The sequence below is a fragment of the Yersinia sp. 2540 StPb PI genome (assembly GCF_052217165.1).
Classification (GTDB): domain Bacteria; phylum Pseudomonadota; class Gammaproteobacteria; order Enterobacterales; family Enterobacteriaceae; genus Yersinia; species Yersinia enterocolitica_E.
Window position 1 is genome coordinate 3557407 of the sequence record NZ_JAZGQC010000001.1, and the last position, 24368, is coordinate 3581774.

Genomic DNA, 24368 nt, shown 5'->3' on the forward strand with positions numbered 1-24368 from the left:
AAATGACCAAGTCAGAAACCTCAACGCCGTATCAGTCTGCCCTGGTACGGCTTTTCATCATAACCGGCAACACAAAGGATTATTGCAAGTGACTCCGGGCAACAGGCAGGTATTTTAAAGTTCCGTTATGTCATTCCGCCCGTTGTTGTTTTACGTTAGACGCAGTATGGCTCGGTGCTCGCCTTGCTTCACTCCTGCAACAACCGTGTTTCGGGTGCCTTTACCTGATGTGTTAAAAATCCGCACAGTCAATGCCAGGGAAAAATGGCGGAGGTAGTCATCAGAATATCGGCCAACATGTAACACGTACTGCCACACCAGCCTACCAGAAAAGGCAAACAGGGCCGCGCTTCTGGCATCATTATCTCCCCAGATGTTACGGTAAATGCCCCGGACGAAATCAGCCTCCGATAATCAAAGTAGATTTGTTGTTGCTGATTTCTGTCCGGGCTTTGAGTATACGAAACTGTATCCCCTCATGGGGCCGTTGCTGCAATGGCGTTCTTAATAAGGCCATTACCCTGAGAAATCCGCTTGAGCCATCAGTATTTATAGTGCCAGGATCATCAGGTAGCTGGCATAAGCTGACTTAGTGGATGACGTTTGCACAGTACATTTGAGGTTCTATGTTTGACTGGGAAGATTTACGTTATTTTTCAATGGTTGCCAGAACCGGGTCGCTTGCCTCAGCGGCAAAAAACTGGGCGTGGATCATGCCACGGTTGCCCGGCGAATAGCTTCGCTTGAAGCCTCCGTTAACCTCAGGCTGATCGCTGAGCAGGACGGTGTTTCGTTATAAACCAGATACGCAACGTGATGAACCGGTGATTCAGGCACTCACTGAAGCGGACGAACGCTATCCTCGCTACGATTTTAAAAAGCTTTTTCAGCTGCTTCGCAGGCAGGGGTACGTCTGGAACCACAAGCGCATACACCGGATTTACTGCCTGTTAAAACTGAATTTTCGTCGCAGGGGAAAATAACGCATACCGGTGCGTACCCCCCCTGGTAACGCCAGAGGCACTCAACCAGAGCTGGTCCATCGATTTTATGCACGATGCACTGGTTTGTGGTCGACAGTTCCGGACCTTCAACGTGGTGGATAACTTTAACCGCGAAGCGCTGGCGATAGAAATTGACCTGAATATCCCGGCACAACATGTTGTCCGGGTCTTGGACAGGATCGTAGCAAACCGTGGATATCCACTGAAGATACGGATGGATAATGGCCCGGAGCTTGTATCACTGGCTCTGGCACAGTGGGCTGAAGAGCATGGGGTGATGCTGGAATTTATTAAACCGGGCAAGCCAACACAGAATGCCTTTATCGAGCGTTTTAACCGGACGTACCGAACAGAAATACTGGACTTTTACCTGTTCAGAACGCTGAACGAAGTAAGGGAAATCACAGAGCGCTGGCTGACGGAATACAACCGAAAGCGGCCTAATGAACCCCTGAATAACCTGATGTCGGAAGAGTACCGGCTGATGGCTGAAAAACCGGAAATCTCAAAAAGTGTGTGGAACTAAAACGTGTGTGCTTACAAGCATTCCAAGTTCAAATGATCGGATTGTACTCATCAATTCAGAACGAGAACCTTTTTGTTGCAGGCGGCGGAACCATGGGTCATCCAGACGCATCCCTGAAAGTGGGATTGGACGATATCAATACCCACAACTCTGAAGTGTCTGTTAAACCCGTGGCGATTCATTCTGCGCTGGCTATCAGCACACCGCCATTGTTTTAGCTAAGTATGTACGTGTAACATCACTTTCAATCAGTAACGAAATAACGTAGATCTTCATTTAAATAGGCAGAAAACCGATTATGGATTACCTCGATGATTTGCCTAAGCGCGATCAAAATCATGTACACGATACAATGGCTAAGACTGCGTTTGAGGCGTTTATCGCTTCGTCGGGCGTGGTTCTTAAACAGAGTTCAGATGCTAGTGATTACGGCAGTGACTATCAGCTCGAAGTAATGCATGATGGAATGGCTACCAATGTCCGAATCCAAGTGCAGTTAAAAGGTACTGCTGCAGATTTGAATGCCGATAGATCTGTGAGTATTTCAGTTAAACGTTCAAACCTAAATTATCTCCTTATGAGCCCGGGCTCCCTTTATGTTTGTCTTCATATTCCGACAAATACGCTGAAAGTTACCTCTGCTCAGAGTGTTCTTGCACAATACCAAAATATGGACGAAAGCTGGCAGTCTCAGAAATCCGTCACCGTCAATTTTGCTGAAGATTTGACAGAGCATCGCCTTATCAAGGCTACCTCACTGGTCCGCCTTAGCGCACTTGACGCGCGCAACCGACGTGTAGCTCATAGAAAAATGAGTGACAATGAGATGGTGGTCCATGTTAGGAATTTGCTAACCGTTTATGAAGTCGCAGATAATACTTCCTCTGCAGTTCATCAACTTATGAATCTTTACCATAGTAACCAGAATGAAGTTATCAGTGCCGCATATGAGCGATTCAAAATAGTATTAGGCGAAGAACATCCGGCAATGATGTTTTGCTATATGGCCGAGATTGATCTTGCAAGTGCTAATGAGGCTTTTGACCGCCAGCGCGTTGAGTTAGGTATTCTGAAAATGCAGGCTTATTCGATTGCAGATGATGCGGATCGTGCAGGACTGCATTACTCCATTGGCAATGGATTTGCTGCGCTCAATGATTTCAACGGAGCGCTGGAAGAATATAAAATAGCATGTGAGCTTAACAAGAAGCACGCCGATGATGAGCTGATGGCAATGATTTTCAAAAATATGGGAGGCAGCTATGCAGCTCTCGAAAATGAAAAACAGGCTGTCGAGTGTTACCTGCAGGCATTGAAACATAATCCTCATCTGGCTGAAGCCCATTATTCTCTTGGTCTTTATTATCACAACACGGGCCAGTTCGAAAAGGCTTTGGAACAACTGGATAAAACTGTATTTTCTAGTGACACGCAAGGAAAACTAATTGATCTTCAGGGCTGGCGTATATCGGCTCTCTTCAATGTTGGTGAAAGCAGGTCTGCGTTTAGAGAGATTAACGCCCTACTGAGCCAGGCAGATAAGGCGCAGTGGATATGGCCATGGTGTTTAAAAATCGTCGCTCAGTTTGGCCGTGAATCAATCGAGAATGCGAAGCTTGGCCTTACCTTCTGGGAATCAGCTTTGCGCCATTGTCCTGAAAGCTCTGTAGCTCAACGTGAATTACTGTTGGCTATAATCTACCTGCGAAATCGCAACATAAATGTTCATAAAACTTATCTCCAGTTTAAAGATGATCTTGAGGCCTGCGCAAATAAAATAGGGGCAGATGCAGCAAGTCTACTTTGGGATCTTCTGGGCCATTGGGCAGAGGATGAAGAACTGGGAGATGAAGCTATATTTTGTTTTGAAAAAGCCTATTTTCTTCAGAAAGGCGATTACGGGTTATGCCTTTCAATCGCACTGAATAACCAACACCGTTTTGAAGAAAGTAAAACATTGATGAAAGCCTATACGTTAGCTTTCCCGAATGATGATCAGGGATGGTACCGATTGGCGAGCGCCTATGATTTGATGGGGCAACTGGAAGAATGCATTGAGCCTTATAGCCAAAGCTTGTCGCTTAATGTCGATAACGATCATGCATGGTTTAACCTAGGTGGCGCTTTCTTCAATATGGGTAATTACACGGAAGCTCGGCGAGTCTGGAAAGAAGCAATAAGTAGATTCCCGGACCATCAATTAACTGCAAAAATCAAAGCTGATATCCCCTTCATACTTACCGATGAACCATCATAATAAAAGTCAACGCGAATCGCCATGGCTAAAAGAATATTAATATGGTTATGCGCAACGAGATAGTCACTTCCGCTATTCGCTCAAAGCAGCTCTTGACCTTTGCCTTGGGCTGCTTCGTGCCAGAAGCGGAACTACGAAAATTTACTATAGGATTATTTTATTGCGAATAAATTAGGTCTTTAACGCTGAGCGGCCTATTTTTTGTGAAGGGATATAGTTGACTAGGTGCAAAACATCTACGAATCAGATGTTAGAATAGTAGTCGTTTTCTTGTCAGTAAAAATTACATCTGCGTCATTATAAAGATTCCAATAGCCGTTATTTTGACCTCCGGAAAATGAACCTGATGGGGTATTAAAGGTTAATGTTTCTGCAATAAGGTAAGCATATGAATCTAATTTTGAATCATAGAGACCATCTTTTCCAACAGGATATCTTTTAAATCTTTCTTTATTGTATTCTGGCTGTAAAAGGCTGACAAAAGCTTTTTCCGCATCTGCAACAATTTTTTTATGACCGTAGCCAAAATTTAAATCGACATCACTATTATCACCAAAGCTAGATATAAACAATGGTTCTAGCCTGAACATAAAAATAAAAATCTCTTCACTTACTCTGGCACCAGTGGAACGCTGTTTCTCATTGGAAAGAATATCTGTCCTAGCATGATGCCCATTTTTTATTAATCTATCATAGGTATCACCTACTTTTGCTATTCCTGTATATAACAGATCATATACCATCAAATCGCGATAATTATCAAAGCCGCGAATACCTTCTGTTTGTCTTGAACGAAACCAAAGAATACTTTCCGGCGTTAGTCTATTGATGTAAAAATAGGCTTCATTTTCATCAGGATATGATGTTGTGGCTATTTCCTTAGGCCCAATCATCACTCGCTTGGACATATTCTCTAACTCTTCCGGGCACTTTAATGCATTGAAATCTATTGTGCCTGCCGTTACTATTTTATCATCGGAACATATTTCCACATATATTTCATGAGTGGAAATGAGTTCAGGATTGCAAAAAGAAGTTTCTGCTTTACCTGCAATCATATAAAAGTCACTTTCTTTCATGAATCTCTCATGAGGTCCCTTCTTGAAAGTAACAGCTTCTTGATTTGAGATTGGGGGGAATGTAAGCTCTAAGTAAGTTATTTTAAATCTATTTGAGTCTTTCATTAATATGGCCAGTATACGTTCTCATTTGGAAACGCTATACATGAGAGCATTTAGCTTCAGCGCTGCCTCTAATTGGTTGTACGTAGATCAGCCTAACACATTATGGCTTTAACGTCATTATTATCGATATGCATAGTTTCATTTCAGTTATCATCTTTCTATCGGCAACTTTTAGTTTAATTGGACAATACCAACGTCACCTTTTCGCTGTGAGTTCAACCGATGGATGCAACACACTGATTGAACCGCTCTGGCTGCGTTCCGCCTCAATCATGTACCTACAGCGTTTCTGTCTAAACCTGGACCTGATGAAAAAAAACATTCCTATGCGACTCTTTCTTGCTCAGATTTCATCCACCAAATAGCGATGCGCTTTGGATGCGGCACTGGCGGCCTTGAAAATATAGCGTTTGTCGTTCTTCAGTGCTTTCAGCCAGGAAGCAATATAACTTTCATGCTGAACCTCTCCAGCGATACCCAGATCCGCCATCAGGAACGCGCTTCCCAGCTCGGCGATCAACTCCTCAAAAGCATAATCCTCACTGCCAAACTTCCCTTTCATTTCACGGTTCAGGCGGCTTTTTGCCCCGCTCCAGTGAACCAGCTCATGCAATCCGGTGGCGTAGAAATTGGCCGCATCGGCAAAAAGATACCGGTCCGGTAAGCGGATTTCATCGCTTGACGGTGCGAAAAAGGCGTTTTGTCCCTTCTCAATGATGGTTGCACCACTGTTACGGAAAAGCGCTTGCGTACGCGGTAACAACTCAAAGGTCTCTGTCGGTAAAATTGCTTCGTCACTCAGAGGCAAACCATCAATTTGCTCAACATTAAACACGGCGAACGTCTTCAGCATCGGGAGATAGTCAGTTTCTCCGTCGTCATTTTCCTTTTCCAGCGTGGTATAGAAAATGGCGGTAGTGCCGTGTTCTTCCTTGCGTACCTGCCCGCCTTCCGCTTTTGCCTGTTTGTAGGTCATCCAGCGCGAATCACTGAATCCTTGTTTTGAGGCACTGCACCACAGCAACATAATATTCATTCCACTATAAGCCATGCCAGTTGCGTAATTGGATGGTAAACCAGACATACCGAGGGCACGCTGCCACGGACACGCCCAGGGTTTAACACCGGCTTCCAGTGCCGCAATGATGCTGTCAGTGACGGTCTGATAAATATCAGTTTTGGTTTTGGAAAATTTCGTTTTTGAGGAACCTGACGGGTCCAGCGGGGATACGCTGGTCGCCGCTGCGGTGTTAGGGGGCGCTAGTCTGGGTATGCAGTGAAATCGTCATGGTTTTTCTCCGTCAGTGGTATGATTTTCGTCTTCGTATCGCCTGACGGTTCGCTTTCACGGCATCGTTCCGGCCCGCAAGGGCGCAGCATGCGTGCCATTTACCCTTGCGGGACGGGTTGTGATGGGAAACGATTAACCGGAAGCTAATACGGGAACGGAAAACACACGGGAGAAAAAACTGCCCCTGCATAGCCGGGCGTAGCGCCCCTTGGTTCGCAGCGGTGAAATGGGTTGAAGGTTGGGGTTTAGAAGTTGAATAGCTGTATGAGTTTAGACCTGAGATAGCAGTGTTCTGAGGTAGAACACACCCAAATCTGATATTCTGCTTTGAGCGAAAAACGGACGTTCTGGATCAATGTATAAAAGGCTGTGTGATTCAAAATCATTCCTAAAATTTTTGTCTACCCAAAAGAAGTTCGTCGCTTAATTGAGGCTTCCTCAATAGTAGGCAGCAAACACTGAGGTCTATTTCCTTTCATAACATTCCTATGATGCCCCAATGAACATCATATTTAGTACTAAGGTCTGACATCAGACAGGCCTTAGTGCCAAAGCAGTGTTAGCTTTTTTTATCAAGCATTACGCCGAAAATTAAGCTCCTCCTTCAACTAGCACAAAAGTTCCGGTCGCAGCACCTGCACGTATTGCTCTGGCTGCCTGATATCCAGGACTCTCGTAAAAACGCTTGGCCTCGGCAAAAGATGCAAACTCAAAAACGACGTGCCGTTCATGTGATTCTCCCTCAAGGTTTTCATACTGCCCAGACCAGGCAATAACCTTAGGACTGAACGCCTGCATTGCTTCTCCGGCAGCCTTCGCATATTCGGCGTAGGCAACAGCGTCCGATACGGTGACATGCGCGATCAAATAACCTTTATTCATTTCTTTATCTCTTTTGTTAGACGTGGTTTATTTCAGCGCAATGCAGTTCTACTGGCAAACATGCAAGCAGCGGGATATGGGTTTTTACAACGTTTTAATCACATTCAGTTTCTGAGGGCTGGAGGATGCCTGGCGGCGAGCGGCGTCCTGATGCTCAATCATCCATCCCGGATAATAAGGAGGCAGAGCGCTTACCGCATCCAGTCGCACCAATTCCTCTGCTGTCAGAATGATATCTGCTGCGCCGAGGTTGTCGTCGAGCTGATCGATACGCTTGACACCGATAATGACGCTTGTGACATATGGCCTGGCCAGTAACCAGGCAAGCGCTATGCGGCCGACAGATACGCCGTGTCTTTCTGCAATGACACGCATTTCGGCAACGCATTGCCAGGCCCGATCGAGGTCGACGGGTGGGAAATCGAATTTGCTACGGCGGCTATCGCCATCCGCTGATGAACCGGGTCCGTATTTTCCTGAAAGTAAGCCTCCGGCAAGTGGTGACCAGACAAGGAGGCCCATCTTTTCCTCCCGGACTAAGGGTACCAATTCCCGCTCCACGTCACGTCCGGCAATAGAGTAATAAGCCTGAAGGGTCTCAACACGTGATGTATTAAGTGCCTTACTCAGGCCAAGCGCTTTACCGAGCTTACCTGCGGCCCAGTTCGACACACCAACATAACGAACCAGCCCTTGCCGTGTGAGATCGTCAAGCGCGCGCAGCGTTTCCTCAACGGGCGTGACAGGATCGCTTGCATGAATCTGGTACAAATCAATATGATCGACTTGAAGTCTTTCTAGGCTCCTCTGCACCGAATCCATAATATGCCCACGTGATGCTCCCTGCGCGTTGGGCCCGGAGCCCATAACCCCGCCTGTTTTCGTGGCAAGAATAATGTCGCTGCGTGCAACACCGAGCTCTTTTAGCGCGATCCCTGTAATACGCTCAGACTGGCCGAAGGAATAAATATCGGCGGTATCGATAAAGTTAACCCCGCCGGCGAACGCTCGCGCGAAAAGCTGATTTGCTTCGTCCTGTTCTACTGCGCCTATGGAGGACCACATGCCAGCATCCGTGTTGCCGCCCAACGTCATTGTGCCGAGACACAATTCTGAAACAAACAAGCCTGTACGCCCAAGTTGCTTATATTTCATTTGATTTCCCTTTCCTCCTCACCCGTGACGCCGTGTGCTGATTCAGGATCTGCACATGAGGTAGTTCAATGACGCTATGGATTCATTGGGTGAAACTGTGCGGCAATATTTGCAACACGTGCGCTATAAAGGCGTGCTGTTTCAAGATCGCCTGATGACATTTCTTCAGGCGAAGCATCGGCGGGAGTTTGTGCCATTGGACCAATATTTGAGCCCATCCGATTCAGATCATCACGCAATGAGGCCTTTGTATTCGAGGACTTAATATCCATGTTGACCCAGATACCGCCGTGCTGACCGGCCAGCAAAAAGAAATAGGCCAGCGTATTCAGCTTGTCACCATTAATGCTCGCGCTGTTAGTAAAGCCACCGAAAATCTTGTTAACCCATTTGCCCTCAAACCAGGGTTTTGACGAAGCGTCGGCAAATTTTTTGAACTGCCAGCTCGGCCCACCCATGTAGGTTGGCGAACCGAACAGAATCACGTCTGCCGCGTTGAGCTTTGCCCATTCGTCAGCAGCAATGTTTCCTTCGGAGTCGATAGCCACGAGCGTGGCGCTGGCACCTTCAGCGACAATGGCCGCCATCCGTTCTGTATGCCCATAGCCAAAGTGATAGACGACTACAGATTTAATCATTGAAAGGGTTTGAGTCATGATAATTGCCTTCAGCAAGTGTCTGCGCTGGATAACGCGGTGTGAAGACAGTCTATTAAGTATTACAGTAGGCATAAACAACCTAAAAATTAACACACTGTTATCTTAAAGAGGAACAATGAAAAATCTTGAGGCACTGATCATTTTCGCGCGCGTGGCAGAAATGAAGAGCTTTACCCAGGCAGCTGAAAGCCTTGGTATTCAGAAAGGACGTGCTTCAATGGTGGTGCGCAAGCTCGAGCATGACGTAGGCGCTACGCTTTTGCACCGCACCACGCGGAGTGTGCAGTTGACCGAAGATGGCCGCATTTTTTATTCGCGTGCACGAGATCTGCTGGCGGAAGCAGACGAACTACAGTCAATGTTCTCATCTGGCGGAATGTCACTGCGAGGGCGTTTACGTGTTGATATGCCGACTATTCTGGCACAAAGCGTTGTTATTCCCGCATTACCACAACTACTGGATGCTCACCCGGAATTCGAACTTGAGCTTTCAAGTACTGACCGCCGTGTTGATCTGGTTCTGGAAGGATTTGATTGCGTAATTCGTCTGGGACCCATTGTTGATGAGACCCTGATTGCCCGGCCGCTGAGAAAATTACGGATGATCAATGCGGCGAGTCCAGGCTATCTGAAACGCTTCGGTGTGCCACAGACGGTTGATGATCTTCTTAATCAGGGACACAGGATGGTTCATTACATGCGGAATTTTGGCGCGAAACCTGACGGATGGGAATATCCGTCAGGTGATGGCTACAATTCGCTGATGTTACCCGGCACGATGACGGTCAACAGCGTACCGGCCTACCACGAAGCAGGACTGGCGGGTTTGGGGTTAATTCAGGGAGGTTATTCCGCACTCTTACCCCATATCAAAAGTGGAACATTGGTTGAAGTCCTTCCGAATCTGCGGCCCAAGCCGCTAAATGCATCTTTCGTCGTCGCGCACCGGCGCAATCTGTCGCAACGAGTGAGGGCTTTTATGAATTGGACTGAAGAAGTGTTGAAACCTTATTTTGACTAATGTCTGAGTGAATTAGGAAACCTAAGGATTGGATCCGTCTGATGAATGAACTGATTCCTTTTGCTGATGAAGAAATACAATCCAGTACGTGAAAGGATCTTGAGCGTGAAGCTGACATTCCTCCAATATATAAAACGTGACATGAGGTATAGCATATTCACGGCAAAATTCTCAGGCTTACTCACCTTGCGTCTGAATTATATGTTGGCCCGTTTTCATTGATAATTGGCTTAATGCCTACTCACATACCCACTATGTCGTTCCTTATACTGTCATCTTGACAGGTGCTGGTTCATCTGATAGATAAGACTTCCCTCAGCTATCATTACTCAGCCTACTTTGTGCGTGTTACGACGCTTCCTCAGACAATAGGAAAGTCGGAGTCTGGCACTCCCCGTAAGCTGATTTTCGTATCTATATGTGTCGGGGCTAACTATGCCATTTTTGAAATATGAGAGCGGCATTTTTACTAAAAACGAATCACGTAAAATCCTGTATATGTCAATGACATTATCGGTGATGTTGTGTATTTCTGTTACGGTGTTTAATATTGTAGGATTTACTACAAAACAAAATGAGGGCTCCTGGATACAAAATTCTGGCTGGATATTTGATGGCATCCAATTGCTGATACTTAACTTTATCTTATGGAACTTTAATCGGTTATTATTGAAAACGAATCTTCGTCGATGGATAAACGCGGGGCTGATCTTCTGGATTGTGTCTGCAGCATTTGATCTGATGGATGAAATTATTCGTCAGCCGATGTGGGTCGGGTATTATATCGAGGACATCAGTAAGCTGGCAGGTATGGTCTGCGTCTCGGTAGGCATCTATTTCATAGTGCGCTATGTGAATGATAAATATTCGGATATGAGCATTAATTCGTTTCGTGATGAGCTTACGCGTTTGCCAAATCGTCGTTATTTTAGAAATGCCCTTATGGACTTAGACAATGTAAGTGTTTACGTTTTTTTAATCGATATCGACTTCTTCAAAAATATAAATGACAAATACGGCCACTACATTGGCGATGACGTCCTAAGAGCCTTTAGCCTGATGCTCGGTGAACTCTTTAAAAAGAACGTCATCGCCGCCCGAGTCGGCGGAGAAGAATTTGCCGTGATCGTGCAAACGTCAGTATTTGAAGAAGCACGATTAATGGCCGAAAAAATATTAGATTGTGTCAGAGAACTAGTGATTAATGATGAAATTCGCTTCACCGTCAGCATCGGTGCCGGAATAAAAAAAGAAAATGAAAGCCAGGAAGGCTTGTTCAGACGTATAGATATCGCGTTGTACCAGGCGAAGCGCTCGGGAAGAAATCGTGTCGAATGGGCAGAGGAGTAAGATAGGAGACGATCGAGTATATCCCTATTTTTCACAGGCTGTATTTCCTTGTGACCTGAGGCCAAAATCAACCAAAAATGCGCTGATAAATTCTGAATGCGTAAATAGCGATGCATCCGAAGCTGTGTAAAAAAAAGCTGAGTCAGGCGAAATAAAAATATAAAACCTACGACCGGTAACCACCCGTGATGACAGAGTGGCAGTTTATCTAAGCGGCCGTTGACGTCCGTTAGTAGCAGGCATGGACAGGAATAACGCGCCAAAATGTGCATATCCCCAGTGGCCTTACCTATCCAACATATTTCCTACATTATACATTGACCAATTTCCATTGGTAATTGGCTGACAGCCTACTCACGCAATCATGACAGCGCTCCTTATACTGACACCTTCACAGGCTGCTGGCTCTTCTAATAAACAAGATCGACCGATTTTCCCCATCAGCCATCATCACTCAGCCTGTTTTCTGCGCGTTGCGACGCTTTCTCAGGCAGTAAGAGATGCGGAGTCTGGCACTAGCCTTATGCTGATTTTCGTATCTTCAGGAGCTTCACCAAAATGAGAAATATGCATCGGCAGGTCCTGATACTTGCAGGCTCTCAGGCCATCTTTCAATCAATATCGGTCCTGATAATGACCATCGGTGGGCTGGCCGGCGCGCTGTTGACGCCCAATCCCTCGCTGATCACCGTTCCGCTCTCAATGGCGAGCCTCGGAACGGTGTTAGTGATGTTTCCCGCGTCTTTATGGATGAGTCGTATAGGCAGAAAAACAGGCTTTATAACTGGCGCGCTGAGCGGAATGGTTTCGGCAGTCATTTCCATGGTAGCAATGATCCATCATTCATTCATGCTGCTGTGCCTTGGGATGTTCTTTTTAGGTATTTTCCAGGCATTTGCGCAGTTTTATCGTTTTGCTGCGGGCGAAGTGGCACTTCCGGCATTTCGTACTAAAGCTATTTCACTGGTCCTGGCCGGCGGCGTCGTTGCAGCTCTTTTAGGCCCGTTTCTCGCCAACTGCGGAAGTGATTTGTTCAGTGTGCCCTATGTGGGTTCATTCCTCTTTATGGGAATAATGGCCTCGCTGGGTCTGTTGTTATTGTCACGCTTGCAGATGCCGGCGCAGCCAGGTGATTCTTCAGGGCTAGTGGTGGCGCGGCCATGGAAAAAAGTGGTTTCACAGCCTGCATACCTTGTCGCCCTTTTTTCCGGCGCATCAGGGTTTGGAATTATGGTACTGGGCCTGACGGCGACACCTATCGCAATGAAGCATTACGGTTTTGACCTGTCACACATCGCTGCCGTGATCCAACTCCACATACTGGGCCGATTCGTACCGTCATTTTTCACGGGAAAACTGATCGATCGGTTTGGCGTCATTAAAATTAAGCTGACAGGCGTTCTTCTCATGTTTGCCTACATTGCTCTGGCTGTTTCGGGTGTCACGTGGGAGATATTTGCCATTGCATTAGTCCTGATGGGAATAGGCTGGAATTTTCTCTACATCGGCGGAACCAGCCTGCTGGCAACCACCTACACCACGGGTGAAAGAGGGATAGCACAAGCGGTAAATGATATGAGCGTCTTTATCTTCAGTCTTCTTTGTTCACTGGGTGCCGGTCCGCTGCTCAATGCTTATGGCTGGAAAACTATGCATCTCATCTTACTGCCCTGGGTTCTGTGCCTTGCGGTGCCAATGCTGTGGCTGGCTTTGCGGAAAAAACGTCAATAAATATCAGAGGAAGAAGTCACTTTGCCATTGCCGTAGAACGAAATACCGGCTCGGATGATTTTAATATTGACCCGATCCCATCGAAATTTGACTTTATGGCCCCTCACGGAGGGGCTATTTAGCTGTTAGCTTTTAAGGTAACTCTGTGAACCTTCCAATAAATAAAACCCAAGGACTGAACATGAAAAATGCCCTGATCGTAATCGATATTCAGAATGACTATTTCCCGGGCGGATCCTTTCCGCTTGAAGCGCCTGAAATAGCCTGTAAAGCCGCAATTAACACGATTGAAAAAGCGCGTGAGGAAGCCTGGCTTATCGTCGGTATTCAGCATATCGCAACAACCGATGCACCATTCTTCAAACCTGACAGTGAAGGGGCGAACATCCATCCAGATGTTGCCGCGGCACTGGGCGATGCGCCGGTTATTATTAAGAAAGAGGCCGACAGCTTCTTTGAAACCAACCTTGAGCAACTGCTGCGCGACAACGGCATCACTGATATCTACCTTACCGGCATGATGACGCAGCATTGTGTTACGCATACAGCGCTTTCCCCGCAGGGACAGGGCATGAAGATGCACATTATTGCTGAAGGATGCGCTGCGCCAACTAAAGCGCTGAGTGACCTTGCCCTGTTCGGACTGAGTGCGCGCTGCAGCGTAAAATAACCCTTGGGTTTGTAAAAATCGCAGGCCTTTATGCGGGCTATGTTGCTATCCGATAGCGTAGCCTGCGCTTTGATAAATCTCCCAACTTTATCGCTGCGAATCACTGTGTACGACCTCTTCATCACATAATCAGCCTAATTTCTTAAGGGAAGAATGCTCATCGCTTTGTACAGCCTACTGCCTATTTTCCTGGCTTTTGCGGGCGGACTTAATCTGAAAAAAGTCGTTAAAAATAGTCACCCTTCCACCTTTGATAAAATCTCAGGCCTGTCACTGTATTTGCTTCTGTTATTTATGGGGGCAACGGTTGGCGGGATCCCTGATATTAAGGAGAAACTCGTCGTCGCAGGCTTTAATGCGCTGGTTATTGCGTCAGGCACGTCAGTGATCACCTTTATTGCCCTGGTCGCTGTGGATAAAATGAGTGCAAAAAAACCACCTCTCCATCCCGCTCCTGACCTGCGGAATAGTCATTCAGATCTGCTGTCAATTTTAATCCCCACGCTCACTCAGATAATCACGGTGATGACCGGTTTTATACTGGGGTTCAACGGGTTAATGCCCGACCTGAACGCAAACTTGATTATCTCTTTGCTTTTGTATCTGTTGATTTTTGCCGTCGCGGTAAAATTATCGTATTCAAATATCAGCATCAAACGCGTGCTGTTGAATAAAGCCAACCTCCTGCTGACGTTGGTTACCATATTGTCATCCTTTGCGGGGGCCGCGCTGGCATCATTGTTTATCAAAATGCAGCTCCGTGAGGTTCTGGCGGTGGGTTCCGGGTTTGGCTGGTATACCCTTTCGGGAACGCTGCTCACCAAAATGGGCAATCCGCTGTTAGGAACCGTGGCCTTCTTAAGCGATCTGTTTCGTGGGATATCGGCCCTGCTGCTCATCCCGCTGATTTCGAGGTTCGGTTACATTAATGCTGCCATCGGCATATCGGGCTCGACGGCTCTTGATGTAACGCTGCCGGTTATTGAGAAGTACTGCGGTGCGGCTTATATCCCTTTTGCTCTGCTGATGGGAGGGGTAACGACGCTGGCCGTTCCCTTTATGATCCCTTTCTTCTATTACCTTTGAACATGCCGTTTAGCAGCAGCGACATGCCAGTATAAACCTGAGCCACTACTATTGGCCTGATTTCATCGAACACTGACCTGAGAACGTATCACGGCCTGTCCCTTTCACCTCTTATAGTAAACCCACTAGCAGCCACCCTGTCAGACAACAGAAAACACGGTGGATGAGCCTCAAAACCTGATGAATTACTGGAGCAATCAATGAGATTAACGCAAATTCGCAATGCCACGCTCGTGCTGGAATATGCCGGTAAAAAATTCCTTATCGACCCGATGCTGGCAGAAAAAGAAGCCTGGGATGGTTTTGCCGGGAATGCACGCCCGCACCTGCGTAATCCCATGGTTGCGTTACCTGTGGCCGTAGAGGATTTACTGGCCGTTGATGCCGTTATCCTGACCCACACCCATACCGATCACTGGGATGAGGCGGCCCAGCAGGCTGTTCCTAAAAATATGCTGATCTACACGCAGGATGAAAAAGACGCAGCGCTGATCCGTTCTCAGGGCTTTTTCAACATTCGCGTTCTGAAAGAGGAAAATCATTTCGTTGATGGCCTGACGATTTATAAAACTGACGGCCAGCACGGCAGTAATGAATTGTACGCAGATGCTGAATGGGGTGATTTACTGGGTGATGCATGTGGTCTGGTCTTCACACATCATGATGAAAAAACGCTCTATATAGCGGGTGATACCGTCTGGGTTAAGCCTTATGCAAGAAACCTGCAGCGCTTCAAGCCGGAGATTGTTGTGCTTAACACAGGTTATGCTGTCAACGACCTTTACGGTCCGATTATCATGGGCAAAGAGGACACGCTGCGCACACTTAAAATGTTGCCGACGGCGACCATCGTGGCTTCTCACATGGAGTCGATTAATCACTGCCTTCTCACCCGCGCGGAGCTGAGGGAATTCTGCTTTGAGCACGGCATTGAAGATAACGTTCTTATACCTGCAGACGGTGAGACCATGGCTTTCTGATACACACTTCGCCTGATTGAGGGGAAGAATGCCATTCCGACTATCACTTAGTGATTAAAAATTAATAAATTAACCGTCGGCGAACCGGTGGTTATCATTTACGGTAGGGTTAACGTTATGTCTGCACTGACGGTCGCCGTGATTGCCACGGACGGATTCAGCCCGTTTCACTTTTCTGTGCCCTGTATTATTTTCGGACAATCTATGCCGCAGTCGGACTTATTCCGCGTGGAGATATGTGCTGAAAAACCGGGCGTTATACTGTCTGATATTGGCCTGTCCATTAATGTGGAGCATGGTCTTGAGCTGCTTGATGTCGCAGACATTGTTATCGTGCCCTACTGGAACCATCCAGAAGAGAGACCTTCTCAGGCGCTCCTGGACACGCTTATAGGCGCATGGCAGCGCGGCGCAGAGGTGGTAGGGCTTTGTCTCGGCGCCTACGTGCTGGCTTATTCCGGCTTGCTGGATAAACACCGGGCTGCAACGCACTGGGAGTATGAACAGGACTTCATTGAACGATTCCCCGCCGTTCATCTGGACAGCAACTCGCTGTATACCAGTGATGAACATCTTATTACCTCTGCCGGCTCCGCCGCCAGCATTGACTGCTGTCTCAATATTATCCGTGACCATTACGGTACTACAGTTGCTAACCGGGTGGCACGAAGAATGGTTGTTCCTCCTTATCGGGAAGGCGGTCAGGCACAGTTTATTGAACGTCCGGTCCCGGTATCTTCGCGGGACCGAAAAATGAACGAACTGATGGACTACCTGCGTCGCAATCTGGACAAGCCGCACGATCTCGACTCACTGGCCGGGTTTGTCAGCATGAGCCGGCGGACGCTGACGCGTCATTTTTTCAAGGCTACCGGAACGACGCTGGGAGAATGGCTAAACGCGGAGCGTCTCCAAAGAAGCCAGGAGCTGCTGGAAACCACGGACAGTAGTATTGAAAGCGTGTCAGACATGGCTGGGTTTCAGTCACCGATTTCTTTCCGCCAGAGTTTTAAGACGAGATTCAGCGTTAGCCCAAGCGAATGGCGTCGGGCATTTCGTGGTCCTGCGCCTGTTGATCAGAAAAAGGCCTGAGCGAAAGGCAGGAGGAATGGGCGTTAAAAAGAGCCTTCTCCTTTTACAGCGAAGCCGTCTGCCTTTGCGCGATCCGCATCATACCGTCCTGATACTGTCAGATTTGGTCAAACATCATTCCTGCCGATATCTCTTTCTGGCAAGCATCTCGGCGGTATTAGACCAGACCCCATTAAATCGATATTCCGTGATGTGAGGAGTGGCAACACTTACAGTTGTAGTGGCAATCCAGATATCTGCGCGACTATATCAAAGAAACTTCATGGGCCCGCCCCAGATACTGGTTCCGACAGAGAGTGAGTGAGCCCTACGCATTTGAAATTTGAAAAGGAGTACGAAAAATGGCCCAAATGAATACAAGTATCAAAATCCATTGGAATGGTGCGATGCAAGGTGCTGGCCGGATCGAAGGCACTGAGCTTGGTGTCGCTATCGCCATTCCCGCCAGTTTCGGTGGCAGCGGCGCAGGCACCGATCCCAAATCGTTGTTAGTGTCGGCTGCGGCCTCTTGCTATGCCATGACGCTGATTGCCATGCTAGAAGCGAAAAAGTTGCCTGTCGCTGGACTGGCGATGCACTGTAACGCATCCGAATCCAAGGATGCAGGCGTAAGCATCGACTACGATGTACGCTTGTTGCTGTCTTCCGATGCGACTCAGGCTCAGCTTGATGCAACCAGACCGCTTATTCAGGCTGCAGATACGGTCTGTGCCATCGGCAATTTGTTGAGAACCGCAGGCTATCGTATCGAAGCTCAAGGTCAAGTGGCCACAATAGTTGAAGACATGGCTAATTAAGTGGAATGCTGGCTGGCCTTTTCGCCCGGCAGCAACCTCCGGTGAACTAGCCGCCGAAAATGCCCGCCTTAAACGGCTGCTGGCGGAGCTGAATATGAACCGGTTATCCTCCAAAAGATCGCAACACACCTGACGAAGCCAGGGGGGATGTTCAACTTAAAAATGGTTGCTTCCGGTCCGCGACGAAAGGTGTATGGCGGAAGGGTTTGAACACTTAAGCTCTGTTGACCTGCCCCCATGATTAGATACAACGCTCAGTTAGTAATGTCGGATCTGTGACCCGCGCCCCATATGTGATCCATTCATAATCAGGAATAACCGGCTTCAGTCTGGCTGCATATTCTGGCAACCGGCAGATTTTTCGGCGAATTCGGAGGGTGTCATCCAGCCCAGTGCAGAATGGGGACGACTCTGGTTATAGTGTATGCGCCAGGCCTCGATTTTGCACCGTGCATCCTCCAGAGACATGAACCCGTTCTCGTTCAGACATTCCTGCCGCAGTCTGCCGTTGAAGGACTCTACCGTCGCATTATCCGTCGGTGTGCCCGGCCGTGAGAAGTCAATGCGGATACCCCTTTCATATACCCACCTGTCCAGCATTTTACCTGCAAATTCAGAACCATGATACCTATTGAGTGCATCCAGCTAGCGTTTAAGTCAGCTATTTTCTACAACTTGTAATGTCTGTGTCTGTCACAAGTGGAGAAAATCAATGAACACTTTAGTTAGTAACATCGGTGTGTCGGGGACTCTGATTGCCCTAGATATCGCTAAAAAACATCACGATGCAAAAATTCGGCACCCGGATGGACGAACATCCTACCTGCGTATTGAAAATACCCTGGAAGGGTTCAACCGACTGCTTGCGCTCACCGCTTCACCCCATGAAGATATTATCGCTGCATTTGAACCTACAGCTGATTATCACCGTAACATCGCATGGTGGTTACATAAGCAGGGAGTTCAGTGCCATCTTGTTTCATCTGTCAGATGTGCGCGAGCTCGTGAGATGCTGTTTAAGACCTGGGATAAAAATGATCGCAAAGATGCCAGTGTCATTATGTATTTGCTCGAACAAGGATTATCTTCACCATTTTATGATCCTCTGGCGAATGGCATTATCGATATACAGGAGATATCAAACACATACCATCAGGTTACTCTGGCACGAACACGATGTCTGAACAGCCTGGTTAACCACTATCTAACCCTTTATTTTCCCGAAGCTGAGCAGTTTCTGCATATGTCCCGGGCAGAGTGGTTCTGCCAGTTTTTACTTCAATTCCCTACACCGTCTTGTATCACGTCACTTAACCGGGATGTGTTTGTAAAACAGTCATGGGATGTTGTTGGGCGGAAACAGTATAAACAGCAGTTTCTAGAACATCTCTATGATGTTGCAGCGAATTCCATTGCATTACCGTTACCAGATGATTCTCTGGCAGTGGCCACGTTCAGATTACAGCTTCATCGATATATCGAACTTTCGGCCCAACGATTACAACTTGAGAAACAAGCAGAAAAATATTTGCAGAAACGAAGTGACTACCAGCATTTACGTACGATCCCGGGGATTGGACCTGTGATTGCCCTTATGGTTATTGCTGAAAGTGGTGATTTGACACGTTTCGCTCATTATCGACAGTACCTCAACTTTTGTGGTTTTAATCTCTCCGCCATTCAGAGCGGGCAAAAGCACAGTGGTTACAGATTATCAAAACGTGGAAATGCGCGGTTAAGATATGCCTTCTGGCTTGCCGCCACAGTAGCAGTAAGAACGAGGGAAAACAGTTTCCGGTACAAATATGAACGCTATCTTCGGGAAAATGGAGACAAGCCTGATCAGAAAAGAAAAGCCATGACGGCTGTGGCAACAAAAGTCGCCAGAGTGGCGCATGCAATTGTAAAGCAGAATATTGATTACAAAGGGTATTATGAAATAAGCCATGGGACGTGATTCAACGGGCCGTAAGGCGCATCGCGACCATTAGATAATGCTCAACGTCCATGGTTTCCCAAAAATGCTTTGTTAAGTCCTGTCGGGCCATTTCGGACCCTTGTATGTCATGGTAAGCATATTTATAAGCCGAAAGGAAATGTGGGCAGTATCGGATATTAAAATGAACTATCGTCTTTGTATTAGATGGCTGTATCCCTGCGTGTAAAATAGTTGACTCAGACGGTAGTCCGTTATCAGTTTTCAGCAACGGCGGTAAAGGGCGCCTGAGCGCTATGCTGTTCAGCATTTCTGCCACTTCTGTTGAACGCAGATTCTGCCCCACGCAGATCCCCAGGCACTCGCGGGTGTACAGGTCGATAACCGTCAGCAGGCGCAATCTGCGCCCGTCAAACAGCGCATCAGAAACAAAATCCATGCCCCAGACGTGATTCGGATACAGGCCCTGGGGCTGCGGTTGCCTGCGCTGAGCGGATTTATTGCGGCGTGGCCGTTTGAGGCGCAGCGACAGACCCTGTTCACAGTAGAGACGGTATATCCGTTTGTGATTATCGCGCCAGCCCTCACGCCGGAGCATCACGTATACCCGGCGATATCCGTAGTGAATTCGCGTTTCGGTGATCTCACGGATACGCAGGCGCAGTGCGCTGTCATCGGCAGCAACTGAACGATACCTGAGCGAGCTGCGGCTGAGCCGTAACGCAAAACATATCTGTCTTTCGCTGGCACCGTACCGGGCCTGTAAATCCCTGACCCATTCGCGCAGGCGTGCCAGCGTCAGCTCTTTTTTGCCAGCACGTCCTGCAGCATTGCCTTGTCGAGGCTGAGATCGGCAACCAGCCTCTTCAGCCGCAGGTTTTCCTCTTCCAGTTGGCGCATATGTTTGAGTTCAGATGGGGAAATTCCACCGTATTTCTTACGCCACGTGTAAAAAGTGGCATCGGAGATACCCAGCTTGCGGCAGACATCCGGTACGGACGTACCCAGCTCAGCCTGCTTCAGGGCAAAGACAATCTGCTCTTCGGTGAATCGTGACTTTTTCATCGGCACCACCTCCGTTCAGGGGAGTGTTTATCATGCCGGAATTCTGTTTCTGAATGGAACAGGATTTTGGGGTAGGGTCATCTAGATGCCCGCATCAGCGATGAACGCATTTCTCTAAAATACAACATGATCGGACAGGAAACGAATGGCCTCGGTGGTTTTGCCAATGCCTGTCGTACCATTCCCATTGCTCTAGACATTGCCCATGAAATGGAACAGTTGTGCCCTGATGCATGGCTCCTGAACTTCACTAACCCATCGGGAATGGTCACTGAAGCCATTCTCAAAAACAGTAAAATCCGCACCGTAGGCTTGTGCAATGTGCCGGTCATTATGCAAAAAGGAATCGCTAAGATGCTCGGTACTGATGACATAAATGATTTCATTATGCAGGTTACTGGCCTGAACCATTTCATCTTAGCCCGCCATATCTGGCATGAAGGTAAAGACAAGCTGAATGTCGCTATTCAACAGATCTCAGCAGGTAACGACCCACTAATACCCAAAAATATTCCTCCTTTTAAATGGCCTACTCATCTGTTCGAAAGAATGGGAATGATACCCTGCCTTTATCTGCGTTATTACTACATGAGTGATGATATGTACCGCCAGGAGTTGGGTGAAGCTCAGGGTGAAGGGACTCGCGGTGAAGTGGTTAAAGAACTCGAAAGAGAACTATTTGAAATCTATCGCAATCCGGACCTGGCAGAAAAACCTAAAGCGCTGGAAGGTCGTGGGGGCCAATACTACTCTGATGCGGGCTGCGAGTTGATGAGCGCGATTTATAACGACAAACGTATCATCATGCACGTCAACACACGTAACAACGGTGCTATCGCTGCCCTCCCTGACAATTGTGCCGTTGAAGTCAGTGCTATGATCACCCGTTCCGGGCCGATCCCGCTTAACGTGGAACCCTTCCCTGAGGATATCCTTCGTTTAATTCAGTTAATGAAGACCTTTGAAGAACTGACTATCGAATCGGCAATGAGCGGAGACCGGCATACCGCATGGCGTGCTCTGGTTATCAATCCATTAATCAAGAGCGGTAAAGTACTTGAGGATGCATTAAATGAAGTGCTTGAACATAACAAAGCATTAATGCCTGCATTTCATCAGTGCTGACTATTCGAACTGACGAAGTATTAAAAAGATTGATCCTGAATTGTAGCAATGGTGCCACTTCAGCTTTGCGCTGACATTACAATTTCTGGGATCGTCACAGTGCCTGTGGCGATCTCCGCCCACGTTTATTGCTGAATTTTGAGACGGAAAGCGTTAGCGAGCAAACGCTGCCAGGTAACGACACTATCATTATTATTACCTTGCCACGCGATTGCGTGTCAAAAATAGGATGTGTTATCATCCGCCCCGGCTACTTACTTTTACATCTTTTATGATTTTTCATGCACTGAATATTCAGTGTAATTTCTCTCGCCCGCTTTTTTCTTCGTGGTGAGCGGAACAGTTATGTAAAAGGCCACTTCCATGTCATTTTCTTCCATTCGAAATTTCTGCATTATTGCCCACATCGACCACGGCAAATCTACGCTTGCAGATCGTTTTATTGAGTTAACATCTACCGTGTCCCGACGGGATATGCGGGAACTCCTGCTCGACTCAATGGATATTGAGCGCGAACGCGGAATTACCATCAAACTACAAACGGTACGCATGTGCTATCAGAGCGATAAGGGTCACCAGTATCAGTTCAATCTGGTGGACACGCCAGGACACGTTGATTTTTCTGCGGAAGTTTCACGCAGCATCGCCGCTTGTGAAGGTGCAATACTGTTGATTGACGCCACGCAAGGCGTCCAGGCCCAAACTATTGCCAATCTCAATCTGGCTAAACAGCACGGACTGACCATACTGCCAGTCCTGAATAAAATCGACAGTCCGCAAGCTGATATCGATAGCGTAATGCGGCAACTGGCCGGGATCCCCGCACTGGATCTCAGTACAGTATTACAGATATCGGCAAAAACCGGGGAAGGCGTGGCTGACGTACTCACCTTTGTCGCCCGATATTTCCCCTCCCCTTGTGGCGAGTCAAATTCCCCGCTAAGGGCACTGGTATTTGACTCTCATTACGATCCTTATCACGGCGCCATCATGCATGTCCGGGTTGTGGACGGCAGCATCAATATCGGCGATCCCCTCTGTTTCATGTCATCTGGTTTTCGCTTTGAGGTCGCCGAAACAGGGGCTTTCCATCCTGGGCGACAACCCTGTAAAAAACTGGATACGGGAGAAGTGGGCTATATCGCCGCCGGGATTAAAGATGTGGGGGTGATTCAGATTGGCGATACCCTGACGCAGGCAGTAAATCCGGCAATCAAAGCGGTTTCGCGCTATCAGGAAATGAAACCGATGGTGTTTTCCGGACTCTACCCTGATGCCGATGAAAATCTGAAAGGGTTACGTAACGCCATGGATAAACTGTCGCTTAACGATGCGGCACTGCACATTGAACAGGAAGTCTCCGCATCACTGGGCGCAGGCTTCCGTTGTGGTTTTCTGGGTATGCTACACATGGACATTGTCTGCGAGCGCCTGAAGCGGGAATACGGCATCTCTGTGATTGCCACCGCGCCGAGCGTTGAATATCACGTCTGGTTGCATAATGGCCAATGCCTGAGCGTCGATAACCCGGCTCATTTTCCTGGTGAAGACACGCTGAGTTACGTCGAAGAACCTTTCGTCGTCAGTACCATTCATACGCCGGATACTTATGTGGGTGCCATGATGGAGCTTTGCGCCTCCCGGCGTGGCGAGTTTGTGGATATGCATTATCTGGGCAGTGCCACCGTACGTCTGACCTGGGAGATGCCGCTTAATGAGATGGTATTCGGTTTTTTTGACACACTGAAATCCCTCACCCAGGGCTATGCCACGCTTGATTACGAATTTTCAGGGTATCGACAATCCGATCTGGTACGCTGCGATATTTATCTCGATAACCAACTGGTGGATGCCTTTTCTTTTATTATTGCCAGACAAAAAGCCTGGGCACGCGCGTCCGAAATCGTTAAAACGCTGAAGTACGTCATCCCGCGCAAACTGTATCCGGTCCCGGTACAGGCAAAAGTAGAAAACCGCTTTATCGCGAGGGAAGATATCCCGCCATTGCGTAAAAGCGCTCTGGCACAAGGGTTCCAGGGCAGCTTGTCGCAAAAAAAACGACTCATTCGTAAGCAACGCGAGAATAAGAAACACAATATTGGGTTTTCAAAACGGGAAATTCCTCGTGAGGCATTTATGGCGATTTTGGCGATTGACGGCTGATTGTTAATTACAACCAGACACGGATAAAGAAACACACAAATGCGGTCTGTATATAGGCGCATTTGCTTCAAGCTCTATGTACGCTGGCTTCCCAAATCACTTACTGGTGTAAGCTTCTGTGGATTCACGCGGTTGCCACCTTTCTGCAACTCAAAATATTTGGTGTACAACCTCGTTTGGCGAGTGCTCGGCCAGTGAATGGGACCAAAAACAATTCAGCACTGTCTTCGACTCGCCGGTGGCAAGTTCGTCTTTCACCAGGATAATCTGGAAGGCACGCGCTGGGGCTGTGTTACATTACCCTATCGGAAGAAGAGGACGAAAGAGCAAGTAGCACACGAATATTGCGACTTGATGCGACCCAGTTCATGCAAAACGGCTGCCAGACCGCTTT

At 47.7% G+C, this 24368-nt stretch carries 16 protein-coding genes and 6 pseudogenes; 15 read left to right on the forward strand and 7 right to left on the reverse strand.

Going from position 1 to position 24368, the window contains the following annotated elements; genetic code table 11:
• Positions 1–626: 626 nt before the first annotated feature.
• From V1956_RS16385 to V1956_RS16400, 4 genes and pseudogenes are all read left to right on the forward strand, one after another.
• Positions 627–772 (forward strand): annotated as a pseudogene (locus V1956_RS16385) (helix-turn-helix domain-containing protein); the annotation flags it as partial.
• Between the two features lies 1 nt (position 773).
• A pseudogene (locus V1956_RS16390) lies at positions 774–1530 on the forward strand (IS3 family transposase); the annotation flags it as partial.
• Between the two features lie 92 nt (positions 1531–1622).
• Complete coding sequence (locus tag V1956_RS16395) at positions 1623–1748, forward strand: hypothetical protein (RefSeq protein ID WP_277752573.1); 126 nt, start codon at positions 1623–1625, stop codon at positions 1746–1748.
• A gap of 80 nt (positions 1749–1828) precedes the next feature.
• A complete protein-coding gene (locus V1956_RS16400; RefSeq protein ID WP_140474637.1) occupies positions 1829–3787 on the forward strand; it encodes a tetratricopeptide repeat protein in 1959 nt (652 codons plus the stop codon).
• Positions 3788–4023: 236 nt separating this feature from the next.
• On the opposite strand, the gene V1956_RS16405 is transcribed toward V1956_RS16400, so the two are convergent.
• From V1956_RS16405 to V1956_RS16425, 5 genes and pseudogenes are all read right to left on the reverse strand, one after another.
• Positions 4024–4971, reverse strand: coding sequence for a hypothetical protein (locus V1956_RS16405; protein ID WP_442825350.1), 948 nt, complete (start codon positions 4969–4971; stop codon positions 4024–4026).
• Between the two features lie 343 nt (positions 4972–5314).
• A pseudogene (locus V1956_RS16410) lies at positions 5315–6260 on the reverse strand (ArdC family protein).
• A gap of 593 nt (positions 6261–6853) precedes the next feature.
• Positions 6854–7144, reverse strand: a complete 291-nt coding sequence (locus V1956_RS16415) for a DUF1330 domain-containing protein (RefSeq protein ID WP_140474635.1) — start codon at positions 7142–7144, stop codon at positions 6854–6856.
• Between the two features lie 84 nt (positions 7145–7228).
• A complete protein-coding gene (locus tag V1956_RS16420; protein ID WP_140474634.1) occupies positions 7229–8299 on the reverse strand; it encodes an aldo/keto reductase in 1071 nt (356 codons plus the stop codon).
• A gap of 74 nt (positions 8300–8373) precedes the next feature.
• On the reverse strand, positions 8374–8937 hold the full coding sequence (locus V1956_RS16425; RefSeq protein WP_206664899.1) for a flavodoxin family protein: 564 nt from the start codon (positions 8935–8937) through the stop codon (positions 8374–8376).
• A 136-nt stretch (positions 8938–9073) separates the two neighbouring features.
• Between V1956_RS16425 and V1956_RS16430 the strand changes: the two genes are divergently transcribed.
• From V1956_RS16430 to V1956_RS16465, 8 genes are all read left to right on the forward strand, one after another.
• Positions 9074–9979, forward strand: a complete 906-nt coding sequence (locus V1956_RS16430; protein WP_140474632.1) for a LysR family transcriptional regulator — start codon at positions 9074–9076, stop codon at positions 9977–9979.
• A 435-nt stretch (positions 9980–10414) separates the two neighbouring features.
• Positions 10415–11329 (forward strand): GGDEF domain-containing protein, encoded by a 915-nt coding sequence (locus tag V1956_RS16435; protein WP_140474631.1) that lies wholly within the window; start codon positions 10415–10417, stop codon positions 11327–11329.
• Between the two features lie 558 nt (positions 11330–11887).
• Complete coding sequence (locus V1956_RS16440) at positions 11888–13060, forward strand: MFS transporter (protein ID WP_140474630.1); 1173 nt, start codon at positions 11888–11890, stop codon at positions 13058–13060.
• Between the two features lie 181 nt (positions 13061–13241).
• Positions 13242–13730: an isochorismatase family protein gene (locus tag V1956_RS16445; protein ID WP_140474629.1), complete on the forward strand. Its 489-nt coding sequence runs from the start codon at positions 13242–13244 to the stop codon at positions 13728–13730.
• A 153-nt stretch (positions 13731–13883) separates the two neighbouring features.
• Positions 13884–14816 carry a lysine exporter LysO family protein gene (locus V1956_RS16450; protein ID WP_140474628.1) on the forward strand — a complete coding sequence of 311 codons (933 nt, stop codon included), beginning with the start codon at positions 13884–13886 and terminating at the stop codon, positions 14814–14816.
• Positions 14817–15016: 200 nt separating this feature from the next.
• Positions 15017–15796, forward strand: a complete 780-nt coding sequence (locus tag V1956_RS16455; protein ID WP_140474627.1) for an MBL fold metallo-hydrolase — start codon at positions 15017–15019, stop codon at positions 15794–15796.
• Positions 15797–15913: 117 nt separating this feature from the next.
• The gene (locus V1956_RS16460) at positions 15914–16888 is read left to right on the forward strand and encodes a GlxA family transcriptional regulator (RefSeq protein ID WP_140474626.1); all 975 of its coding nucleotides are present in this window, start codon (positions 15914–15916) and stop codon (positions 16886–16888) included.
• Positions 16889–17229: 341 nt separating this feature from the next.
• Positions 17230–17685, forward strand: coding sequence for an OsmC family protein (locus V1956_RS16465; protein ID WP_140474625.1), 456 nt, complete (start codon positions 17230–17232; stop codon positions 17683–17685).
• Between the two features lie 324 nt (positions 17686–18009).
• Here the strand turns inward: V1956_RS16465 and V1956_RS16470 are convergent.
• Positions 18010–18309, reverse strand: a pseudogene (locus V1956_RS16470) (integrase core domain-containing protein); the annotation flags it as partial.
• Between the two features lie 88 nt (positions 18310–18397).
• Here V1956_RS16470 and V1956_RS16475 point away from each other — a divergent pair.
• Positions 18398–19642 carry an IS110 family transposase gene (locus V1956_RS16475; protein ID WP_140474624.1) on the forward strand — a complete coding sequence of 415 codons (1245 nt, stop codon included), beginning with the start codon at positions 18398–18400 and terminating at the stop codon, positions 19640–19642.
• 229 nt (positions 19643–19871) lie between these two features.
• Here the strand turns inward: V1956_RS16475 and V1956_RS16480 are convergent.
• A pseudogene (locus V1956_RS16480) lies at positions 19872–20686 on the reverse strand (IS3 family transposase); the annotation flags it as partial.
• A 75-nt stretch (positions 20687–20761) separates the two neighbouring features.
• Here V1956_RS16480 and V1956_RS16485 point away from each other — a divergent pair.
• A pseudogene (locus tag V1956_RS16485) lies at positions 20762–21811 on the forward strand (family 4 glycosyl hydrolase); the annotation flags it as partial.
• Between the two features lie 363 nt (positions 21812–22174).
• Positions 22175–23974: a translation elongation factor 4 gene (gene lepA, locus V1956_RS16490; protein ID WP_140474623.1), complete on the forward strand. Its 1800-nt coding sequence runs from the start codon at positions 22175–22177 to the stop codon at positions 23972–23974.
• Positions 23975–24368: the final 394 nt, after the last annotated feature.

Excerpts from the sequence above, each read along its gene's own strand:
- V1956_RS16395 (WP_277752573.1), top strand. The coding sequence starts at position 1,623 with ATGGGTCATCCAGACGCATCCCTGAAAGTGGGATTGGACGATATCAAT.
- V1956_RS16400 (WP_140474637.1), top strand. The coding sequence starts at position 1,829 with ATGGATTACCTCGATGATTTGCCTAAGCGCGATCAAAATCATGTACAC.
- V1956_RS16405 (WP_442825350.1), bottom strand. The coding sequence starts at position 4,971 with ATGAAAGACTCAAATAGATTTAAAATAACTTACTTAGAGCTTACATTC.
- V1956_RS16415 (WP_140474635.1), bottom strand. The coding sequence starts at position 7,144 with ATGAATAAAGGTTATTTGATCGCGCATGTCACCGTATCGGACGCTGTT.
- V1956_RS16420 (WP_140474634.1), bottom strand. The coding sequence starts at position 8,299 with ATGAAATATAAGCAACTTGGGCGTACAGGCTTGTTTGTTTCAGAATTG.
- V1956_RS16425 (WP_206664899.1), bottom strand. The coding sequence starts at position 8,937 with ATGATTAAATCTGTAGTCGTCTATCACTTTGGCTATGGGCATACAGAA.
- V1956_RS16430 (WP_140474632.1), top strand. The coding sequence starts at position 9,074 with ATGAAAAATCTTGAGGCACTGATCATTTTCGCGCGCGTGGCAGAAATG.
- V1956_RS16435 (WP_140474631.1), top strand. The coding sequence starts at position 10,415 with ATGCCATTTTTGAAATATGAGAGCGGCATTTTTACTAAAAACGAATCA.
- V1956_RS16440 (WP_140474630.1), top strand. The coding sequence starts at position 11,888 with ATGAGAAATATGCATCGGCAGGTCCTGATACTTGCAGGCTCTCAGGCC.
- V1956_RS16445 (WP_140474629.1), top strand. The coding sequence starts at position 13,242 with ATGAAAAATGCCCTGATCGTAATCGATATTCAGAATGACTATTTCCCG.
- V1956_RS16450 (WP_140474628.1), top strand. The coding sequence starts at position 13,884 with ATGCTCATCGCTTTGTACAGCCTACTGCCTATTTTCCTGGCTTTTGCG.
- V1956_RS16455 (WP_140474627.1), top strand. The coding sequence starts at position 15,017 with ATGAGATTAACGCAAATTCGCAATGCCACGCTCGTGCTGGAATATGCC.
- V1956_RS16460 (WP_140474626.1), top strand. The coding sequence starts at position 15,914 with ATGTCTGCACTGACGGTCGCCGTGATTGCCACGGACGGATTCAGCCCG.
- V1956_RS16465 (WP_140474625.1), top strand. The coding sequence starts at position 17,230 with ATGGCCCAAATGAATACAAGTATCAAAATCCATTGGAATGGTGCGATG.
- V1956_RS16475 (WP_140474624.1), top strand. The coding sequence starts at position 18,398 with ATGAACACTTTAGTTAGTAACATCGGTGTGTCGGGGACTCTGATTGCC.
- lepA (WP_140474623.1), top strand. The coding sequence starts at position 22,175 with ATGTCATTTTCTTCCATTCGAAATTTCTGCATTATTGCCCACATCGAC.